Origin of the sequence: Methylomonas sp. TEB (genome assembly GCF_047777895.1) — a bacterium.
GTDB lineage: Bacteria > Pseudomonadota > Gammaproteobacteria > Methylococcales > Methylomonadaceae > Methylomonas.
On record NZ_CP180476.1, the window covers coordinates 2,316,288 to 2,333,504 of the forward strand.

Genomic DNA, 17,217 nt, shown 5'->3' on the forward strand with positions numbered 1-17,217 from the left:
CGATGCCCGATTTGCATCTGAACTGGCTAGCCGATGTCGCCAGCTCAGTTGTGGATATGCCGCTCATTCAGATCCTAGGAACCCAGCGCGCCAACTCGGAAATATCCTTGCCAGTCAAACCATCCGGATTGCCGAGCCAATCCTTTCGTACGCCAATCCTATAGTTTCCCGTCGAATTCATGCGGGCCGGTTACCAAGTGTCCGGGCGGCACGCAAAACCCTCTCGTGGTTACCGCCGAGTGGTGCGTCGGCACATCCCAATCCCGCGGAGGTGCCGACGAGGCGTGCAGCGGTGCGCACCGGCGCTTGCGGCGTAACGCCGAGCATTTTGTGGATGTCCCTTTAGCCCGGCAAGGTGCAGCCCAAGCTTTCGGCGGTGCCGCTGGATATATTTTCGGTGCGCATGCGCGGCTTGGGCATACCGCCGGAATTGCTCGAAGGATGTTGTACCGCTGCTGCGTTAACAGCACAGAAGTTGTCCTCACCGATAAATTGTCCTCCTGCCTTTGATCGTCACTTGGTCGTCATTCACAAAGTAATTAACGCTAAAACAGTGGCTTAGCTAAATAAGCAATCTTAGCTATCGCGTTGTTATGGATTATGGGCCTGGTTTTTGCTGAATGCGGGCAATGACGTGGAAAGTTAAGCAAACCATTTTCCACGCTTGATTTTTTAGCGAAATAGCGGAGGACATATCGAATGAACACGAAAGGCAAACTGGTAAGCGGGATAGTTGTTGGCGGCTTACTTTCCCTGACCGCGCCGCCAGCCCATGCCCACCACGCCTTTTCCGCCGAGTTCGACGCCGAACAACCCATCGAGTTAAAAGGCGTGGTCACCAAACTGGAATTGGTCAACCCGCATAGCTGGCTGTATCTGGACGTGAAGCAAACCGACGGCAGCGCCAAGAATTGGGGATTCGAATTCGGCGCGCCGTTCAGCCTTAAACAAAAGGGCATAACCAAAGCCAGCCTGCCGGTCGGCAGCGAAGTCACCATCCAGGGTTATCGCGCGAAGAATGGCAAGGATTTTGGCTACGCGGTGACCACCGTGTTGTCTGATGGCCGTAGCGTTAAAACTGGCGGCGCTCAGGATGCTCCGGGGGCGCAAGCCAACGGCCAGGCGCAATAAACCGAATCGGATTTGTTTGAATATAAATATTACGGAATATACCCTCAATGCGTTCACCCAATAACGGTCCGTCATCGCTACAGATTGCGCTGATGCTGGCCAGCGGCTTGATTTTGCTGTTCCTGGCTACCGGCGACGCCGGTGCGGCCGGCCCTAAAATCCCCCGGCTTGCCAACGGCAAACCCGATTTTTCCGGCATCTGGCAAACTACCAGCGCCGCCGATTACGACCTGGAACCGCACAGCAACCGCAAGGACGCCCCGCCCGGCGCCGGCATCGTCGAAGGCCATTACCTGCCTTATTTACCCGCCGCACTGGAGCAAAAGAAGAAAAACTTCGCCGCTCGCGACACCCTGGACCCGGCGCTTAAAGGCTACACCTTGGGTGTACCGCGCGGCATTTATTACCCGGAGCCGTTTCAAATCTTCCAACGCAAACAAGACCTGACCTTGGTACACCAGTTCGGTCATTCGGTACGGACCATACATACCGACGAAACCGATCATCCGAAAGACCCTTACGATTGGTGGCTGGGCGACTCCCGCGCGCATTGGGAGGGCGATACGCTGGTGGTCGACGTCAAGCATTTTAACGACAAGACCTGGTTCGACAGGGCCGGCAATTACCATAGCGACGCGCTACATGTGGTGGAAAAATGGGCGTTTATCGACCCCAACACCGTCGAATATAAAGCCACCGTCGAAGACCCCAAGGTATTTAGCAAGCCCTGGAATCTATCGGTGATCTTGCACCGGCACCGGGAGAAGGATTTTCAGTTGATCGAAGACTATCGCTTTACGCTGGACTACGACGACGCTTATCCGCCTAAACCGAATAAACCCTAAGCCGGATACCAGACGAGGACGTTATGACACAAATTAACCCAGGTCGCTCGGCGCTAGTTTCCGGGCTGGCAATCAGCGTAATGCTCACTGCCGCACCCAGCCTATACGCCGCTGACGAAACAAAAAAATCGGAAGCACCGGCAGCTAAACCGGCTCAGCCGGCCACCAAACCGCTAAAACTAGGCGGCCCCGGTATCGAACAGGAAAGAAGTTTCCCCAAGATCGTCTCAGGCAAATGGACCGGCCCGAAAACCGCCGACGGCCAACCGGACGTGCAAGGCCATTGGTCCAACACCATCGCCAATCACAATAACTTTACCGATCCGCAAGGCGGCATCCTCAACGATCCCAATCCCAACCGATTGGCAAAAGGTCCGCGTGAGGAACGCGCACCCAGCCGGGTTAGCGACCCAGTAGACGGCCAGGTGCCGTTTCAGCCTTGGGCGCTGGAGAAGGTCAAGGATTTTCAGGCGCATTTCCACGACCCGGTCAAACCGGAATACATCGAACCCTTGGCCAGATGCGCACCGGGCGGCATTCCGAAATCCTTGTTTTGGCACGGTTACGAAATCAGCCAATATCCGGGTTATGTGTTGTTTCAATTCAACTCGGGCACCCGCATCATTCACCTGGACGGCAAACCACATTTGCCGGACAACATCAAACTGTGGAACGGCGATTCGCGCGGCCATTGGGAAGGCAACACGCTGGTGGTGGACATCACCAATCAAAACGGCAAAGCCTTGTTCGGCCGCTCCGGCGAATTTATCAGCGAAAACGGCCATATCCAGGAGCGTTACATATTCAGTAACGACGGCGACCGCTACACCTACGAAGCCGTATTATCCGACCCGACCGTTTATACCCGACCGTTTACCGTGACGGTGCCGGCTCGCAAATGGACCGCCAAGGATCAGCCCAACGGCTGGCACTTCGAGGTGGAGCCGGCCAATTACACCGGCAAGGTGGCGCTTAAAGAGCCTATCCTGGATCAATACGAACGCATCTGTGCCGAGAACAATGGCGGCTTCGGACTGGTCGCCGCTGAAGAACCGAAAAAATAGGGCTGTCATGTCATTAGTCGAATTTGCCCAACTGCTTAACGACTCCGAGTTCGGTACCGCGCTCCGCGAGTCGGTGTATATGTTTCCCTTGATCGAAGGCCTGCATTTGATCGGCCTGGCTTTGGCCTTGGGCTTGCTGTTTTTTGTCGACCTGCGCCTGCTCGGGCTGTTTCTGCCGCAGTTGCCGGTTGCGCAAGTTTTGCATCCGCTTCGGCCCTGGTTGCTGGGCGGATTTTTAATTATCTTCGCGACCGGGATTTTACTGTTCGTGGCGACGGCGGCCAAAATCATCACGCTGCCGGTATTTTTTTACAAACTGGGTTTCATCGCCTTGGCCGGCATCAATGCCTTGTGGTTTGAATTGAAATGGGGCCGCGACGTCGGGCATTGGGGCGACAAGTCCACCTTACCGGTTGCGGTGCGGTTTGCCGGCTTCACGTCGCTGACTTTATGGAGCCTGGTGGTCATCGCCGGGCGTTTGATCCCTTATTTGAGTTACCAATAACCTTATGCCTGTCCTCGAACTCTTCAAAGCTTTGCAATCCAGCGGATTTGGCCGCTTCGTCGGCAGCCTGGACCATTTGTTCTGCGCGCTATTGGAACTTGGGCATATCGCCGGCATGATCTTGTTGCTCGCTTCGGTGATTTTAACCAGTCTGAATTTGCTGGGCTTGGGCCTAAGCAGCGTACCGTTGGCGCAAATCCAGCGCAGCACCGGCAAATTGTTCTGGACCGGTTTGACGCTATTGGTGGTATCCGGCTTACTGATATTCATCCCGGCCGCCACCAGCTACTATCCCAACGATTTCTTTTGGGCCAAATTCATTCTGCTGGGCCTTGCCTTGCTGGTGTATTTCACGCTCTATCGGTGGGTTGTCGCCGCTAATTCTCGCCATACATGGCTGGCAAAAGCCACCGGCGGCCTGGCATTGAGCCTGTGGTTGGGCGTGGCGTTCGCCGGGCGTTTTATCGGCTTTTTCGCTTAACGTCTTCATCCAACTTCAGTGTAAGGACGCCCGGCTATCGAGTCTCAGAATTGTTGATATGAAATCTCATAATTAATGAACTTTGGAAAGGATGTTGCTTTGAATACTCCTACTTTATACATTTTTTCTGGTCTCCCTGCGTCGGGGAAATCTACGCTTGCAAAGCTACTAGCAGCTAAAACAAGCTCAATGTATGTACGGGTCGATACTGTAGAACAAGGACTTAGAGACCTATGTAACTTCAAAGTCGAGGGCGAGGGTTATAGATTTAGCTACAGAATTATTCGAGACAATCTAGAGCTTGGTGTTAGCTGTATTTCGGATTCGTGTAACCCTATTGAACTGACCCGAAATGAATGGCAGGCAGTAGCGGAAAGTGTTGGAGCAAAGTTTGTTAACATCGAAGTTAGCTGCTCAGATAGTGTGGAACATGAATTCAGAGTCAATTCACGTGAAAGCGAAGTGGCCAATTTAAAGCTCCCAGATTGGCAGCAGGTACAAAATCGTCACTATGAACCATGGAAAACCGAAGTAGTTAAAATCGATACAGCAGGTCAACATATCGAGGCTTCGTTTACAAAATTAGTAGAAAAATTGGGCGTGTGAAATTGCATATAACAAGGCGCTTAAGAATGACGCAAACTGGCCGACTGCGATCGTTCAAAATCTGGCCTGGACTTGCCTTTCAGGATTTCACAAATTGTGAGATTTCGTTAAGTTTTTACCTTTAATTATGAGATTTTTTACGAAAATCAGAATCTCATAATTTCTGCATCTCATTGAAAATTAAAGAAATCAACTTTTGATAAATCATAAGATCCGACACCGGCAGAGCCGACGTCTTCTTTATTCGCAACAGGATTGCCGATGTTCAAACAATTTAATTCACGTTTAAAACTGCTTGTCGGCAGCATGGCGTCTTTAAGCCTATTGATGGCCTGTAACCCGACCACTACCGAACCTGCTGCGCCGCCTATTCCTTTCAAACCGGTGGCAACGCTGCAAGAGATCATGACCTCGATTATCGATCCGAATATCGATTTTGTCTGGAACTCGGTATCCTCCGTCAGCACGGCCAGCGGCACTGAAGAACGCCAACCGCGAACCGATGAAGACTGGCGATTGCTAAGGCAACACGCCCTGGCCGTGACTGAAGCCGCGAATCTGTTGTTGATCGAAGATCGGCCCATCGCCGCTGCCAATGCCGTCACCTCGAGCGGTGGCGCGGAACTGACACCTGCTGCGATCAAAACCTTGATTACCGAACATCGTCAGGAATTTGTAAAACGCGCGCAAAGCCTGCAAAGCGCGGCGCAAGGTTTACTGGTGGCGATAGGAGCCAAAAACGTCGAGGAACTGGAAAAAGCCGGCGGCGAAGTCGAACAAGCCTGCGAGCAATGCCACAGCCAGTTTTGGTATCCCGGAGATGCCAGACCAAAATAGTAGGGGCGTTGGCACATAGCCGGCCTAAGCTGCATACTGTAGGCCTTTTGACCTGGGCTATCGCCGCGCATGACCCACAATTTACCCGATCTCGATACCTACCAAACTCAAGGCTATCTAATCGCCAGGCAGTTATTTTGCCCGGAAGCCATGGCGGAATTACAGGCCATGGTCGAACGGATACATCGGCAATGGGCGGCGGAAAATGGCGACTTAATCCGCGCCAATCGCCTGTTGAACATGCACAGCCTGACCGATAGCCGATATTTCAAGGCACAGGCCGCGGAACGTCTGGCTTTATTTGCTTGGATCACCCAGCCAGCGATTACCGGTTGGCTGACGGGTTTATTCGGCGACGAACTGCATTTTCATAATAGCCAATTGTTTTTCAATCCGCTGGACCGCGAGCAATTGCCTTATTGGCACCGGGACCTGCAATACAGCACGGTCACAGACGAGGCGCAGCAAAGCGAGCAAGGCAGTTTGTTGGCACTGCATCTGCGGGTGCCGCTGTTGTCCGAGTGCGGCATGGCCGTAGTACCCGGCAGCCATCGCCGCTGGGACAACCATCTGGAACGCGAAGTGCGCTTTGAATTGAATGGCCATCAAAAACACGAAGATTTGCCAGGCAGCGTGTTCATCGATTTGCAGCCGGGCGATGCGTTATTGTTCGATGCGCAAATGTTGCATCGCGGCCATTACCAAAGCAATTCGGCGCGGCTGGCCTTTGATATATGTGTCGGCAACTACCACCCGTTTACGGCAGCGTTTCTAAACAAAGCCGTATTGCCTGATCAGGCAGAGATGGGCCACTTGGCAAATCACGACTGGTATCGACGGGCCTGGCAAACCGCGGAAGGTCTTGGTTGAAATAGATTTGGAGATACTTCTACAGGCGTTAAAGAGGCGCCGGATCGACGCCTCCGAGTCTTGGCAAATTACAGCGACCGCCCCAAACGCTTCTCCACTTGTTTTTTCTCCCACTCCGCACCAAAGAACGGCAGGATGTCGAATACCGACGAGGCATGAATCAACAGGCCTACACCCCAGCCCAACGCCGGCCAGATCACCCAGAGATGGCGCGGGGTTTGCACCAGATTCAAGATCGCCAAAGCGCCGATGACGACCAGATATTGCAGCAAATGCGTATAAAACCGCCGCAATTTGCGCACGTGTTCCAGCGCGAGAATTTCTTCTTTACTAATGCCCTGACTTAAAGTGCCGTTCATGTCCGACTCCGAATTTAACTGTGAAAAATCGATCTCAAAGACCGCCGCCAGTGACTTCAGGGATTCCACGCTTGCCGTTTGTCCGCGCTCGATGCGTTGAATGGTGCGGACGCTGATGCCGCTTAAATCGGCCAGTTGTTGTTGCGACCAGCCGTGTTGCAATCTCAGTTTTTGTATAAGCATTTGGAACTCCTTTTTTATCACTGGCCTTCAGTCTAGCGCTTGCTTAGCCTGTTCCGTGACGACATTCCCCCGTCAACGGCACGACAGTTGCCCGCCAAAGCTGAAGCAGGGCCTTGTCTTTGTGTGCATAGCCAAAATGTCTGAATGAACGAGTCTACGACGCCTGCGATCAGTCTCGGGAATATAGAAAAAGCAGGCATGATTTGTCTTTGATTTGTCTCAAGCCCAATTTTTCAAATCCCAGTTTAAGTAAAACTCTAATCGAGTGAATATTGCCTGGTTCAACATAGGCGAACAATTTAGTCCCTGTAAACGCAGAAATTACAGCCTGCGCCGCTTCAGTTGCAAACCCGGTATTGCGATATGATTCAAGCAGGCGATAACCAAGTTCTAATTCACGCTTTCCATCAAGTTCGAATGGCTCGATTCCGCAATAACCAATAATTTCGTTTTTGTCCTTTAAAACTAAAGCCTTTTTGCCCAATCCTAATTTCGAGTTGTCGAGAATATTGCCAAACCTGATTGCGGCGGCATCAGCACTAAAGGCTCCGGAATCGGAATACGCCATAAAAACAGGATCTTGAAGCATTGACATTAGTTTTTCTCTGTCAGCCTCTTCAAAACTTCTGATTTCTAACCTGTTCGTGAGAATCATCTATTTAACTCAACCTATCTATTAGCTAAAACATACCGTAAGTGGGGTGCATATACCCTACAACAAAATATTCTCGGCGGGCTCTAGAAAGGTGCTTGATTTCGTGCCAACGTCGGACTACGGCTAACAGCAAGACTCAAAGCACCTTCGACAAAACACCAAAACGGTTTTTGCGACATGAAACCGTGATTCGGCAGCACGTATTTATCGGTCTGCACCACCCATAACGGATCGGCCATCGGCACTTCCGCCACCGGACGCAATTGCAGGCCGTCCGCTACTCGCAACACCTCCGCGCTAGCCATATTGCGGTCTGATCCAGTCGGTATCGATGCTATGGCAGAATCGAGATGACAGGCCTGAGTTGTCAATGCAGGATCTATCGCTTCCAAACGATGGGTAATAAAGCCGCGAAAATGCCCAACGGCGGTGGCGGCCAAATCCCATTGCGAAGCGCCCGGTATATCCACCTGTTCAATCGGGTCCAATACCGACTCGAACCAGGCCGGCACGGCCCGGCTATAGGTAAACATGTTTTTGGTGATGGTATCGGCTTCCGAACTGGCAACCACTACCAGCGGGTTGGCATGCTTAAGGCCATTCGTTGCCGCAATTCGCCGAACCGCGGCGCGCAGGTCGGCAAAGCGGCGGGCTTCAACTGCCGGATTGACCAGCAATACCAGATCGCCGAAGCGGGCTTGGTCGCCGCGTCCCAGTTGCAGGCGTTGCAACCAGACCGGTTGTAGCGCGTTTAACATCACGGACGCGCCTAGACTATGGCCTATGGTCAGCAAGCGGTTATCCGGATTGGCATCGTGTTTGACGATGGCCTCGACATTCAATAAAAAATCCAGAAATTGCTTTTGGCCCAGGCGTTCGCTGACCGACCGCCGACTCCAAAAGGTCAAGGCTCGCAACCAGGGCGTTTCCACGGTTTCGCCGCGCCAGCCCAGGTAGACGCCAATCACCCGGTAGTGTGGATTGCGCAGTTTGATGTCGCGCAAACTTTCCTTAAAACGGCGGACGTTGTTATCGCTGTCCTTGGCGTTATGGTGCCAGCCGTGGGTATAGAGCACCACATATTGCGGCTGCTGGCTGTCTTGCAAACTATGCAGCAATGCGTCGGCCTGGCGTTGATCGTAGAAACGGCCGTCGTCGTCGAACTCCACGAAACCTAATGTATAGTCATCTTGCGGGTTGACGACTAAATTAGCGGCGCTGCAATCCTTAGCGGCATTGGCTAGACAAGGTTTTACACTGATATTGGTACGGAAATATTCTTGGGGAGCGCAAGCTGATAACAGCATCAACATGGCGAACAGTAATCTGCTCATAAGGCGATGACTAGGACAGAGACACAAGGTTTTGCGTCACTGTCCCACTCATCAAAGCTAATTTCAGCTACTGCAGGCATCAGCCGGCATATTTGACGGTGCAGCCGTAAGGTTTGGTTACCGCTTTGCTGATGGGTTTACCTGCCGCCAATTCTTTTAGTGCTGAAGAAATATAATTTTCAGCCGTTGCGATGTCGGCCTGGTCTGCCGAGGCAATGCTGTCTATGCCGCCCTTGTAGAGCAGAACGCCATTGGGATCGATGATGAACAATTGCGGGGTGTTAGTGGCACCGTATAATTTACCCACGGCACCATCCGGATCGAACAAGGTGTTGGCGGGTGTGGCGTTACGCTCTTGATTAAGTTTTTTTGCGGTTGCCGCGTCGACAAAGCCCTGTTTGCCGGGCGCGGAAGAAATGATTTGCAACCAGACGATGTTTTGACTTTGGGCCTGTTTTTGTAAATTGGGAATATTGCCGGATTGGTAATGTTTTTGCACAAACGGACAGTCGGCATTGGTCCATTCCAGAATCACGGTTTTGCCGCGCAGCGCTGCCAAACTCAAGGTGCCGCCTTCGGCTGCGGCCGCGGAAAACGCCGGTGCCGGCTGGCCTACCACTGGCTCTGCTTTGGCGGCGGCCGGCATTAACAGCATTAAGCTAAGGGTCATCAATCCGAACAAACGCTGAGAAATCATAAATACTCCATTGCTGATGGTTAAAGACGGGCGCCTTGAATGGCGCCGATAACGAGATCGGGGGTGAGGATTTGCGGTAATACCGTCGCCTCCTGCGCTCCCGGTCCGAAATACAAATACAGGGGCACGCCGCTGCGACCAAATTGGCTCAATACCTTGGCGATACCCGCATCGCGGTTGGTCCAGTCGCCTTTCAGGTAAGTCACCTCGGCGTTGAGAAACGCGCCGCGAACCGCTTCGCTACTCAAGGCAACACGTTCATTAACCAAACAGGTGATACACCAGTCGGCGGTGAAATTGACGAATACCGGTTTGCCTTCGCTGCGTAATTGGGCCAGTTTTTCAGCACTGTAGGCTTGCCAGTGTTGATTGTTGCTGTCCGTGGGATAGCTAGCTTGGGATGAGGTCTGGATGCCCAGTTCGCCCGCCAGCAAGGCCAGCAGTAAAGTTACGCCGGCGCTGGTGTGGATGACGCGGCGCTTTATTTGGGTGGTGTTTCGGCTAATTTGCAATAACCAGACCGCAAGGGCAACCAACACACAGCCGCCCAAGGCACCCGCTACGGCTTCTGGGCCGGCCTGTCGGGCGAGGACCCAAATCAGCCAAGCAGCGGTGGCGTACATCGGAAAGGCTAGCCCTTGTTTCAGAGTTTCCATCCACGCCCCGGGTTTGGGTAGCCAGCGCTGGAGTATCGGCCACTGACAAAGCAGCCAGTAGGGTAGGGCCAATCCGGTGCCTAAACTCAGGAACACGGCGATCATCGCCGCCGGCGCTTGGGTGATGGCAAAGCCAATGGCTGCGCCCATGAAGGGTGCGGTGCAGGGGGTGGCCACGACCGCGGCCAACACGCCGGTGAAAAAGCTGCCGGCATAACCGTCCCGCGTTGCCAGTTTATGGCCCAAGCCGGTGATGCCGGTGCCGATATTGAAGACTCCCGATAAGCTTAAGCCCACCGCAAATATCAAGTAGGCCAGTATCGTGACGAACCACGGCGACTGAAACTGGAAACCCCAGCCGATGCCAGCTCCTCCGGCTTTGAGCGCGACCAACACAGTGGCCAATGCGGTGAAACTAATCAATATCCCGGCCAGATAAGCCCAACCCTGTCTGCGCGTTTTACCGGGATCGTGAGCGGCTTGTTCTATTAATGCCAAGGCTTTTAACGACAATACCGGAAATACACAAGGCATTAGATTCAATATCAAACCACCGGCCAAGGCCAGTAACAGGGCGGTTGGCAAGGTTTGCTCGGCCAACGCGCTGGCCGGCGCGGCCTGGACGGGATTTGCCGTGCCAGGCCACACTGCACTGATCTGATAAGCGCGCAAAGCGTCGCCGCTGCCTACCGTCAGTACGCCGGTTAGTGTTTGTCCGGGGGGTAATGGCTGGTCACCGGGTTGCAAGCTGATATCCAGACCATAGTCGGCTACGCTTGCTATTTGCTCACCTGCATGGGAAATCGGTCCCCATTGGTCGGGGTAGAAGGCCAGCGCGTGCTGGTCTAGTGCATGTAGTTGCTCGCCAGTCAGGTGTAACCGGAGCGTGTCGGCCGGACCTTCAAGCAAGCTGGCTTGCCAGGGTAATACCACAGGCCAGGTATTTTGGGCGGCTGTGATCAAAGGATGGGTTGGCCCGACCGCTATATCCTTGGCGACCACCGGCAACTGGATTGCTAATTCCACCTCCTGGGGAATGCAGGCCTCCTCGCAAACCAACCATTTCACCTTCGCTGATATGGGCCATGCTGTACCCGGTTCCGCGTCCTCGGCTACCCGCAGCGGCGAGAGTAGTGTGACCGCATCGTGATAGCCGTAATTGACGACCGGTCCCAGTACAATTTTGCTGGGCGTAGGCCATTGGATCTCACCCACCGACCAGCCGGTTGGTAGTTGGTATTGAATTTTGGTTGGCAGGCCGGAGTCGCCAGGATTTTTCCAGTAAGTGTGCCAATGCGGAATAATCTGCTGGTGCACGCCAATCAAGATCTCATCGCCAGGATGCACGGCAGCATGAGAGGCAATCAGGCTGGCTCGTACCTGATCCGTAGCAGCTTCCGGACCGGGGCTGGCTTGGGTGCATGGCATCCCTAAAACCAGGGTGATGCCGAGGATAACGCGATAGACATTCAGCACGCTTGCACCCTAGCTTGGTTGAATTACAGGCATGTTAACGTTCGCTGGCGACTTGACTATGCATAACCGAAGCCTGGGTATTGCTAACCCCAGAAAGCCGCTGATTGCTGTCATTACCCGCCTTATACCTTATTGGCTGCGAAAGGATGTTTGGCGTCTTTCTTCGCGGCGATTACGTCTTGCGCCGTTGGGAAACCGGCTACTGCACGGGCAATCGCTTCCTTGGTGGCTTTGTAGTTGTATTCTTCGATTTTGGCGTCGTCTTCCGCCAGCCAATGAATGAATACACCCACGGAAATAAACAAATCGTCGGCTTCGTCGGCGGGAATGATGCCTTCTTCCACCGATTCCGCTACCGCAATCGCAACCGCGCGTTGTGCAGGTCCAAAAATTTGTACGGCTTGTTTCGAGCCTTTGATAGTGACTTTGTTGAACAAAATGGTGGCGGGTTTGACCAGTAAATTGGGTGCAACCACCGCCAATAAAGTGGAAAAGCCGTCTTTGTTATTGGTTAATGCATTCGCGAAAGCGGTTTCCGCCGCTGAGCCGCGTGGGCCGATAATTAAATCGATATGGGCGATTTCATTGCCTTCGCCGACCAAGGATTCGCCAACCCGCAAATTGGTAATTTTTGCCATTTTAATAGTCCCTTTTTACAAATATATGTAAGTAATACTTTTGAAATATTGAATATCAATAATCGGCCATTCCGGGATTTATCCGGAATAACCGATTAGCTGCGTTTTGTCCGTTTTATATTGCGTTACGGTAGTTTAAACATTACCTGCCTTGAAGTGGCCTACGGCTTCTTCAGCATGTTTGGTGGCTACTTCGGCATGGTTTTGTTTGCCATGCGCAATGGTTTCTTCCAGTGATTTTTTACCTGCGCTGATGTGTGCTTTGGCTTCTCCGGTGGCGGCGCTTTCCGCTTTATCGACGTGAGCCAGGGCTTTTTCCGCATGCTCCACCAATTGATCCGCATGGCCGGCTTTGCCGTGGGTTACCGCATGCTCGGCATGTTTTAACGATTCGGCAGCATGTTCTTCGGCAAATACGCCGCTGCTGGCAATTAATAAGGCGCTGGCAATCAGCGCTACAGTAGTTTTCATAATATCCCCCTGGGAAATGTTTAGTTAAAGTCACTATTTAAAACCGCTATATTCCTAAGTTAATTTAGGATTTGTAGGCCTGAATAAACTTAGGAATATAGCGGTTTTAACAATACGAGATAATCCTTAATATCTGCTATATCGCCTAATTACTTAGTCAATTTATATGCCAGTTTTCAACTCGTTGTTTGCAAAGAAATTTATAGATTTAACGGTGATTGATGTGTTGGCGCGTCAGCAAAAGTTGCTGAATGGGTGTTGATAAAGCAACTGTTTAGCGGTTGATGACGCGGAAGGCAGATTGCAATAAGCGGGGTGTTTTCTTCTGAGGAGTCGATTTGCCGGATAAATGGCTTGATATTCAATCGTTTAAAAGGCGCACATTTGAAAGGTATCTGCCGAGCATATCCGGTGTGATTTTTGCTTTACAGTGGACAGCTACGAGCGTGCTCCACATAATTACAACCATCCAATATTCGATTCTTATGAGCAAATACACAGTCAACGTCAACGGTACGCAAAAGACCGTGGATGTTAATCCCGACACGCCCTTGTTGTGGGTGCTGCGCGATCATCTCAATCTGGTCGGTACCAAATTCGGCTGCGGAGTTGGGCAGTGTGGCGCCTGTACCGTGCATATCGACGGCCAGCCGACCCGGGCTTGTCTGACGCCGATTGCCAAAGTCGGCTCCAGTCAGGTCACCACTATCGAAGGCTTGCATCCCAGCGGTGAACATCCTTTACAGAAAGTCTGGCAGGAACTGGATGTGCCGCAATGCGGTTATTGCCAGGCTGGGCAGATTATGACTGCGGCTGCGCTGCTGAAAAAAAATCCCCGCCCGACCGACGCCGAGATCAATGCCGAATTGGCCGGTAATCTCTGTCGTTGCGGGACTTATTTACGGATACGTGCCGGCATTCACCGTGCCGCTGAACTCGGTGTCAAGGAGTCGATATGAACGAATACGAATTGGAAAATGCCAGCCGCCGCGATTTTTTGCGCAAGTCCACGCTGGCCGGCGGCGGCTTGGTGTTGGGTTTTTATCTGAACGTCGCGGATAGTGCAGCCAAGCGGGTGGCCAAGCCGGCCACTATTTCTGAAAGCAGCGTGTTTAAACCCAACGCCTTTATTCATATTGCACCGACCGGCAAGGTGACCTTGATCAGCAAACAGCCGGAGATAGGCCAGGGCATCAAGACCTCGCTGCCGATGGTGATCGCCGAGGAACTGGAGGTGAATTGGCTGGATGTGCAAATTGTGCAGGGCGACCTGGACCCGGTTTACGGTAGCCAAAGCGCCGGCGGTTCGCGCTCCACGCCGACCAATTACCAGGAGTTTCATAAGCTGGGCGCGACGGCCAGAACCATGCTGATTCTGGCGGCTGCGGAAATCTTGCGGGTGCCCGCCGCCGAACTGCTTGCCAAGGATAGTGCCGTGCATCATCCGGCCAGCGGTAAACAGCTTAGCTATGGTCAGCTGGTGGAAAAAGCGGTATCGATCCCGGTGCCCGCGCCGGAATCGGTGAAACTGAAAGACCCCAAGGACTATAAATTACTGGGTACGCGGATCGGCGGCGTCGATAACCCCGGCGTCGTCACCGGCAAGCCATTGTTTGGTATCGATGTGCAACTGCCGGGCATGTTGTATGCGACCTATCAAAAATGTCCGGCCTTCGGCGGCAAGGTGGTCAGTGCCAATCTGGATAAAATTAAGACGCTGCCCGGTGTAAAACATGCGTTTATCGTCGAGGGCGGAACCAGCTTAAAAGGCTTGTTGCCTGGCGTGGCGATAGTCGCCGATTCCACTTGGGCGGCATTCACGGCCCGTAAGCAGCTAGAGGTGGTTTGGGACGAAGGCCCGGCGGCCGCGCAAAGCTGGGCCGGCTTTAGCGCCAAAGTCAAGGAACTGTCCGAACAGGCCGGCAGCGAAGTACTGCGTAACGATGGCAACGCCAAACAAGCATTGGAAGACGCAGACAAAACCGTGGAAGCGGCCTATAGCTATCCGTTTATCTCCCACGCTAGCATCGAGCCGCAAAATTGTACGGCCTGGTTCAAGGATGGTGGCATCGAGATTTGGGCGCCGACGCAAAACCCGGAAGCCGGGCAGAAGATCGTCACGGAAACCTTGGGGATTCCCAAGGAGAAAATCATCCTGCATATCACCCGCAGCGGCGGCGGCTTTGGTAGGCGCTTGATTCCAGATTACATCATCGAATCGGCGGCCATTGCCAAGCAAATCGGCGTGCCGGTGAAACTGACCTGGACTCGCGAAGACGATCTGCAACACGACCAATTCCGTGCCGGCGGCTTTCACTTTCTAAAAGGTGGCCTGGACGATAAAGGTAAGCTGATCGCCTGGCATAACCATTTCGTTACCTTTGCGCATAAAGTGGTCAAGGACGGCAAGGAAATCCTGGAATTGGGCAGTGGCGCCAATCTGTCCGGCGACGAGTTTCCCGGTCGGTGGGTGGAAAACTGTTTGCTGGAGCAAACCCCGCTGGAGTGCAATGTCCCGATGGGGCCATGGCGGGCGCCGCGCAGCAATGTGCTGGCCTGGGTGTTTCATAGCTTTATCGACGAACTGGCGCATGCCGCCGGCCGCGATCCGCTAGAGTTTCGATTAGAAATCCTGGGCGACAAAGGCTTTATTCCCGGCACTGGCCAGCAAGGTATTCCTTACGATGTGAATCGGATGAAGCATGTGTTGCAGCACGTCGCGGAAAAGGCCGACTGGGGCAGAAAAACTTTCCCGCGCGGCCAAGGGCAGGGCATCGCCTTTCATTTCAGCCATCTGGGTTACATCGCTCAGGTCGCGGAAGTCACGGTATCCAAAGACGGCAAGCTTAAGGTCGATAGAGTAGTGGTGGCTACCGACATCGGCGCGCAGATCGTCAATCTCAGCGGCGCGGAAAATCAGGTGCAAGGCTCGGTCATCGATGGACTGGGCGCATTGATGTTCCAGGAATTGAATATCGAAAAAGGTCGGATCGTACAAAGCAATTTTGGCGATTATCCGATGATCCGCATCGCCGATGCGCCTACCCGGGTGGATGTGCATTTTCTGAAAACCGATTATCCGGTCACCGGTCTGGGTGAACCAGCACTGCCGCCATTGGCGCCGGCAGTGTGCAATGCAATATTCGCCGCCACCGGTGTGCGGGTCCGGCAATTGCCGTTATTGCGTACCGATTTGAGCTGGAGTTGATATGGCTTACAATCGCCGGCACACCTGCAAGCGAGTAAATCATGGCCAATAAAATCAATCATCTGCTCGAAGCCTATAGGCAACTGCAACGCGACCAGCAGGACAGCGTGCTGGCGACCATTATCGAAACCTTTGGCTCGACCTACCAAAAGGCCGGGGCGCGGATGCTGATTACCCAGGCCGGCGAGTTGGTCGGTTTGCTGGGTGGCGGCTGCTTCGAACGGGACTTGGTGGAGCAGGCCGGATCGGTGTTCGAAACCGGCGCAGCCAAAACCCTGTTTTACGATATGCGTTCCGGGGAAGATGCGATTTGGGGTTTGGGCTTGGGTTGCAATGGCGCTGTTCGGGTTTTCTTGCAGTTATTAGAAGCTGAGCAAGAATTTAGTCCCTTGAATCTGCTGGTCGAAGCCGCCGAAGCGCAAGCGCATGGAGTATTGGTTACGGTGTTCGAGTCCGCGCATGCGGATTTTCCGGCAGGGCGCAGCCAGTTCTTGCCGGCCGCCATTGTCGGGGAACAGCCGATATTATCCAGCGCGCCGTTCCCCTCCGCCACAGCGGCGCTGCAAACGGCCTTGCAACAAAAACCGCGCATCGAAACTCATCCGCTTGACGGCCTGGACATCAAAGTCTTTTACGATCCGGTGCAACCGCCTTGGCAGTTGCTGATGTTCGGCGCTGGGGCCGACGCAATACCGCTGGTGAATTGTGCCAAATCCCTGGGGTGGCGCGTGACCTTGGTCGATCACCGGCCCGCGCATATCAAGCCCGAGCGCTTTCCTTTAGCCGATCAATTATTGCATCTGACCCCGGAACAGGTGGCGGATCAGCTGGATTTGCATCGCTTCAACGCCATTATGCTGATGACCCACAACATCGAATACGACCAACGCTTTCTGCAAGCCATCGTCCACTCTCGGGCGGGGTTTATCGGACTGCTAGGTCCGACGCATCGCAAGCAGCGGCTCTTGCACAGCCTGGGCGACGATGCCGCGCTGATAGCCGAACGGGTATTCGGCCCGGTAGGACTGGATATAGGCGCGCAAACGCCGGAAGAAATTGCGTTGTCTATCGTGGCGGGCATCCATGCGCAGCTCAGCGGCCGCAGCGGCTTGCAATTAGGCTATGACGTAGTCGCTATCAAGCATGAATGCAGCCATAGCCAAGCCCAGTCAATTCGGTGAGGCCGGAGTATAAGGCTAAA

At 53.4% G+C, this 17,217-nt stretch carries 18 protein-coding genes; 11 read left to right on the forward strand and 7 right to left on the reverse strand.

Annotated features, from left to right (window positions below):
* Positions 1-699: 699 nt before the first annotated feature.
* The 8 genes from ACMXD4_RS10370 to ACMXD4_RS10405 all read left to right on the forward strand — a co-directional run bounded on the left by ACMXD4_RS10370 (position 700) and on the right by ACMXD4_RS10405 (position 6,339).
* On the forward strand, positions 700-1,131 hold the full coding sequence (locus ACMXD4_RS10370; protein WP_051669903.1) for a DUF6152 family protein: 432 nt from the start codon (positions 700-702) through the stop codon (positions 1,129-1,131).
* A 47-nt stretch (positions 1,132-1,178) separates the two neighbouring features.
* Entirely contained in the window at positions 1,179-1,976 is a 798-nt protein-coding gene (locus ACMXD4_RS10375) for a hypothetical protein (RefSeq protein WP_033156363.1), read from the forward strand.
* A gap of 23 nt (positions 1,977-1,999) precedes the next feature.
* On the forward strand, positions 2,000-3,040 hold the full coding sequence (locus ACMXD4_RS10380) for a hypothetical protein (protein ID WP_415880696.1): 1,041 nt from the start codon (positions 2,000-2,002) through the stop codon (positions 3,038-3,040).
* 7 nt (positions 3,041-3,047) lie between these two features.
* Entirely contained in the window at positions 3,048-3,545 is a 498-nt protein-coding gene (locus tag ACMXD4_RS10385; RefSeq protein WP_171695545.1) for a DUF6644 family protein, read from the forward strand.
* A 4-nt stretch (positions 3,546-3,549) separates the two neighbouring features.
* Positions 3,550-4,026 carry a DUF6644 family protein gene (locus ACMXD4_RS10390; protein ID WP_171695544.1) on the forward strand — a complete coding sequence of 159 codons (477 nt, stop codon included), beginning with the start codon at positions 3,550-3,552 and terminating at the stop codon, positions 4,024-4,026.
* Between the two features lie 99 nt (positions 4,027-4,125).
* Positions 4,126-4,632, forward strand: coding sequence for an AAA family ATPase (locus tag ACMXD4_RS10395; protein ID WP_171695543.1), 507 nt, complete (start codon positions 4,126-4,128; stop codon positions 4,630-4,632).
* Positions 4,633-4,893: 261 nt separating this feature from the next.
* The gene (locus ACMXD4_RS10400; RefSeq protein WP_171695542.1) at positions 4,894-5,469 is read left to right on the forward strand and encodes a cytochrome c; all 576 of its coding nucleotides are present in this window, start codon (positions 4,894-4,896) and stop codon (positions 5,467-5,469) included.
* Positions 5,470-5,538: 69 nt separating this feature from the next.
* Entirely contained in the window at positions 5,539-6,339 is an 801-nt protein-coding gene (locus tag ACMXD4_RS10405; RefSeq protein ID WP_171695541.1) for a phytanoyl-CoA dioxygenase family protein, read from the forward strand.
* 68 nt (positions 6,340-6,407) lie between these two features.
* On the opposite strand, the gene ACMXD4_RS10410 is transcribed toward ACMXD4_RS10405, so the two are convergent.
* The 7 genes from ACMXD4_RS10410 to smbP form a co-directional block, all read right to left on the reverse strand.
* Positions 6,408-6,881, reverse strand: coding sequence for a 2TM domain-containing protein (locus ACMXD4_RS10410; protein ID WP_171695540.1), 474 nt, complete (start codon positions 6,879-6,881; stop codon positions 6,408-6,410).
* Between the two features lie 169 nt (positions 6,882-7,050).
* On the reverse strand, positions 7,051-7,536 hold the full coding sequence (locus ACMXD4_RS10415; protein WP_171695539.1) for a GNAT family N-acetyltransferase: 486 nt from the start codon (positions 7,534-7,536) through the stop codon (positions 7,051-7,053).
* An 83-nt stretch (positions 7,537-7,619) separates the two neighbouring features.
* Positions 7,620-8,870 carry a hypothetical protein gene (locus ACMXD4_RS10420; protein WP_415880697.1) on the reverse strand — a complete coding sequence of 417 codons (1,251 nt, stop codon included), beginning with the start codon at positions 8,868-8,870 and terminating at the stop codon, positions 7,620-7,622.
* Between the two features lie 79 nt (positions 8,871-8,949).
* Positions 8,950-9,567 (reverse strand): redoxin domain-containing protein, encoded by a 618-nt coding sequence (locus ACMXD4_RS10425; protein WP_415880698.1) that lies wholly within the window; start codon positions 9,565-9,567, stop codon positions 8,950-8,952.
* Between the two features lie 20 nt (positions 9,568-9,587).
* A complete protein-coding gene (locus ACMXD4_RS10430) occupies positions 9,588-11,699 on the reverse strand; it encodes a protein-disulfide reductase DsbD family protein (protein WP_415880699.1) in 2,112 nt (703 codons plus the stop codon).
* A gap of 122 nt (positions 11,700-11,821) precedes the next feature.
* On the reverse strand, positions 11,822-12,337 hold the full coding sequence (gene fae, locus ACMXD4_RS10435) for a formaldehyde-activating enzyme (protein WP_171695536.1): 516 nt from the start codon (positions 12,335-12,337) through the stop codon (positions 11,822-11,824).
* A 135-nt stretch (positions 12,338-12,472) separates the two neighbouring features.
* Positions 12,473-12,808: a small metal-binding protein SmbP gene (smbP, locus tag ACMXD4_RS10440; RefSeq protein ID WP_415880700.1), complete on the reverse strand. Its 336-nt coding sequence runs from the start codon at positions 12,806-12,808 to the stop codon at positions 12,473-12,475.
* 485 nt (positions 12,809-13,293) lie between these two features.
* Between smbP and ACMXD4_RS10445 the strand changes: the two genes are divergently transcribed.
* The 3 genes from ACMXD4_RS10445 to ACMXD4_RS10455 are packed head-to-tail and all read left to right on the forward strand — an operon-like array spanning position 13,294 to position 17,197.
* Positions 13,294-13,767: a (2Fe-2S)-binding protein gene (locus ACMXD4_RS10445; protein WP_415880701.1), complete on the forward strand. Its 474-nt coding sequence runs from the start codon at positions 13,294-13,296 to the stop codon at positions 13,765-13,767.
* Entirely contained in the window at positions 13,764-16,016 is a 2,253-nt protein-coding gene (locus tag ACMXD4_RS10450; RefSeq protein ID WP_415880702.1) for a molybdopterin cofactor-binding domain-containing protein, read from the forward strand. Before ACMXD4_RS10445 ends, ACMXD4_RS10450 begins: the two co-directional genes overlap by 4 nt.
* A 41-nt stretch (positions 16,017-16,057) precedes the next feature.
* A complete protein-coding gene (locus ACMXD4_RS10455) occupies positions 16,058-17,197 on the forward strand; it encodes an XdhC family protein (RefSeq protein ID WP_415880703.1) in 1,140 nt (379 codons plus the stop codon).
* The last annotated feature ends 20 nt before the right edge of the window (positions 17,198-17,217 follow it).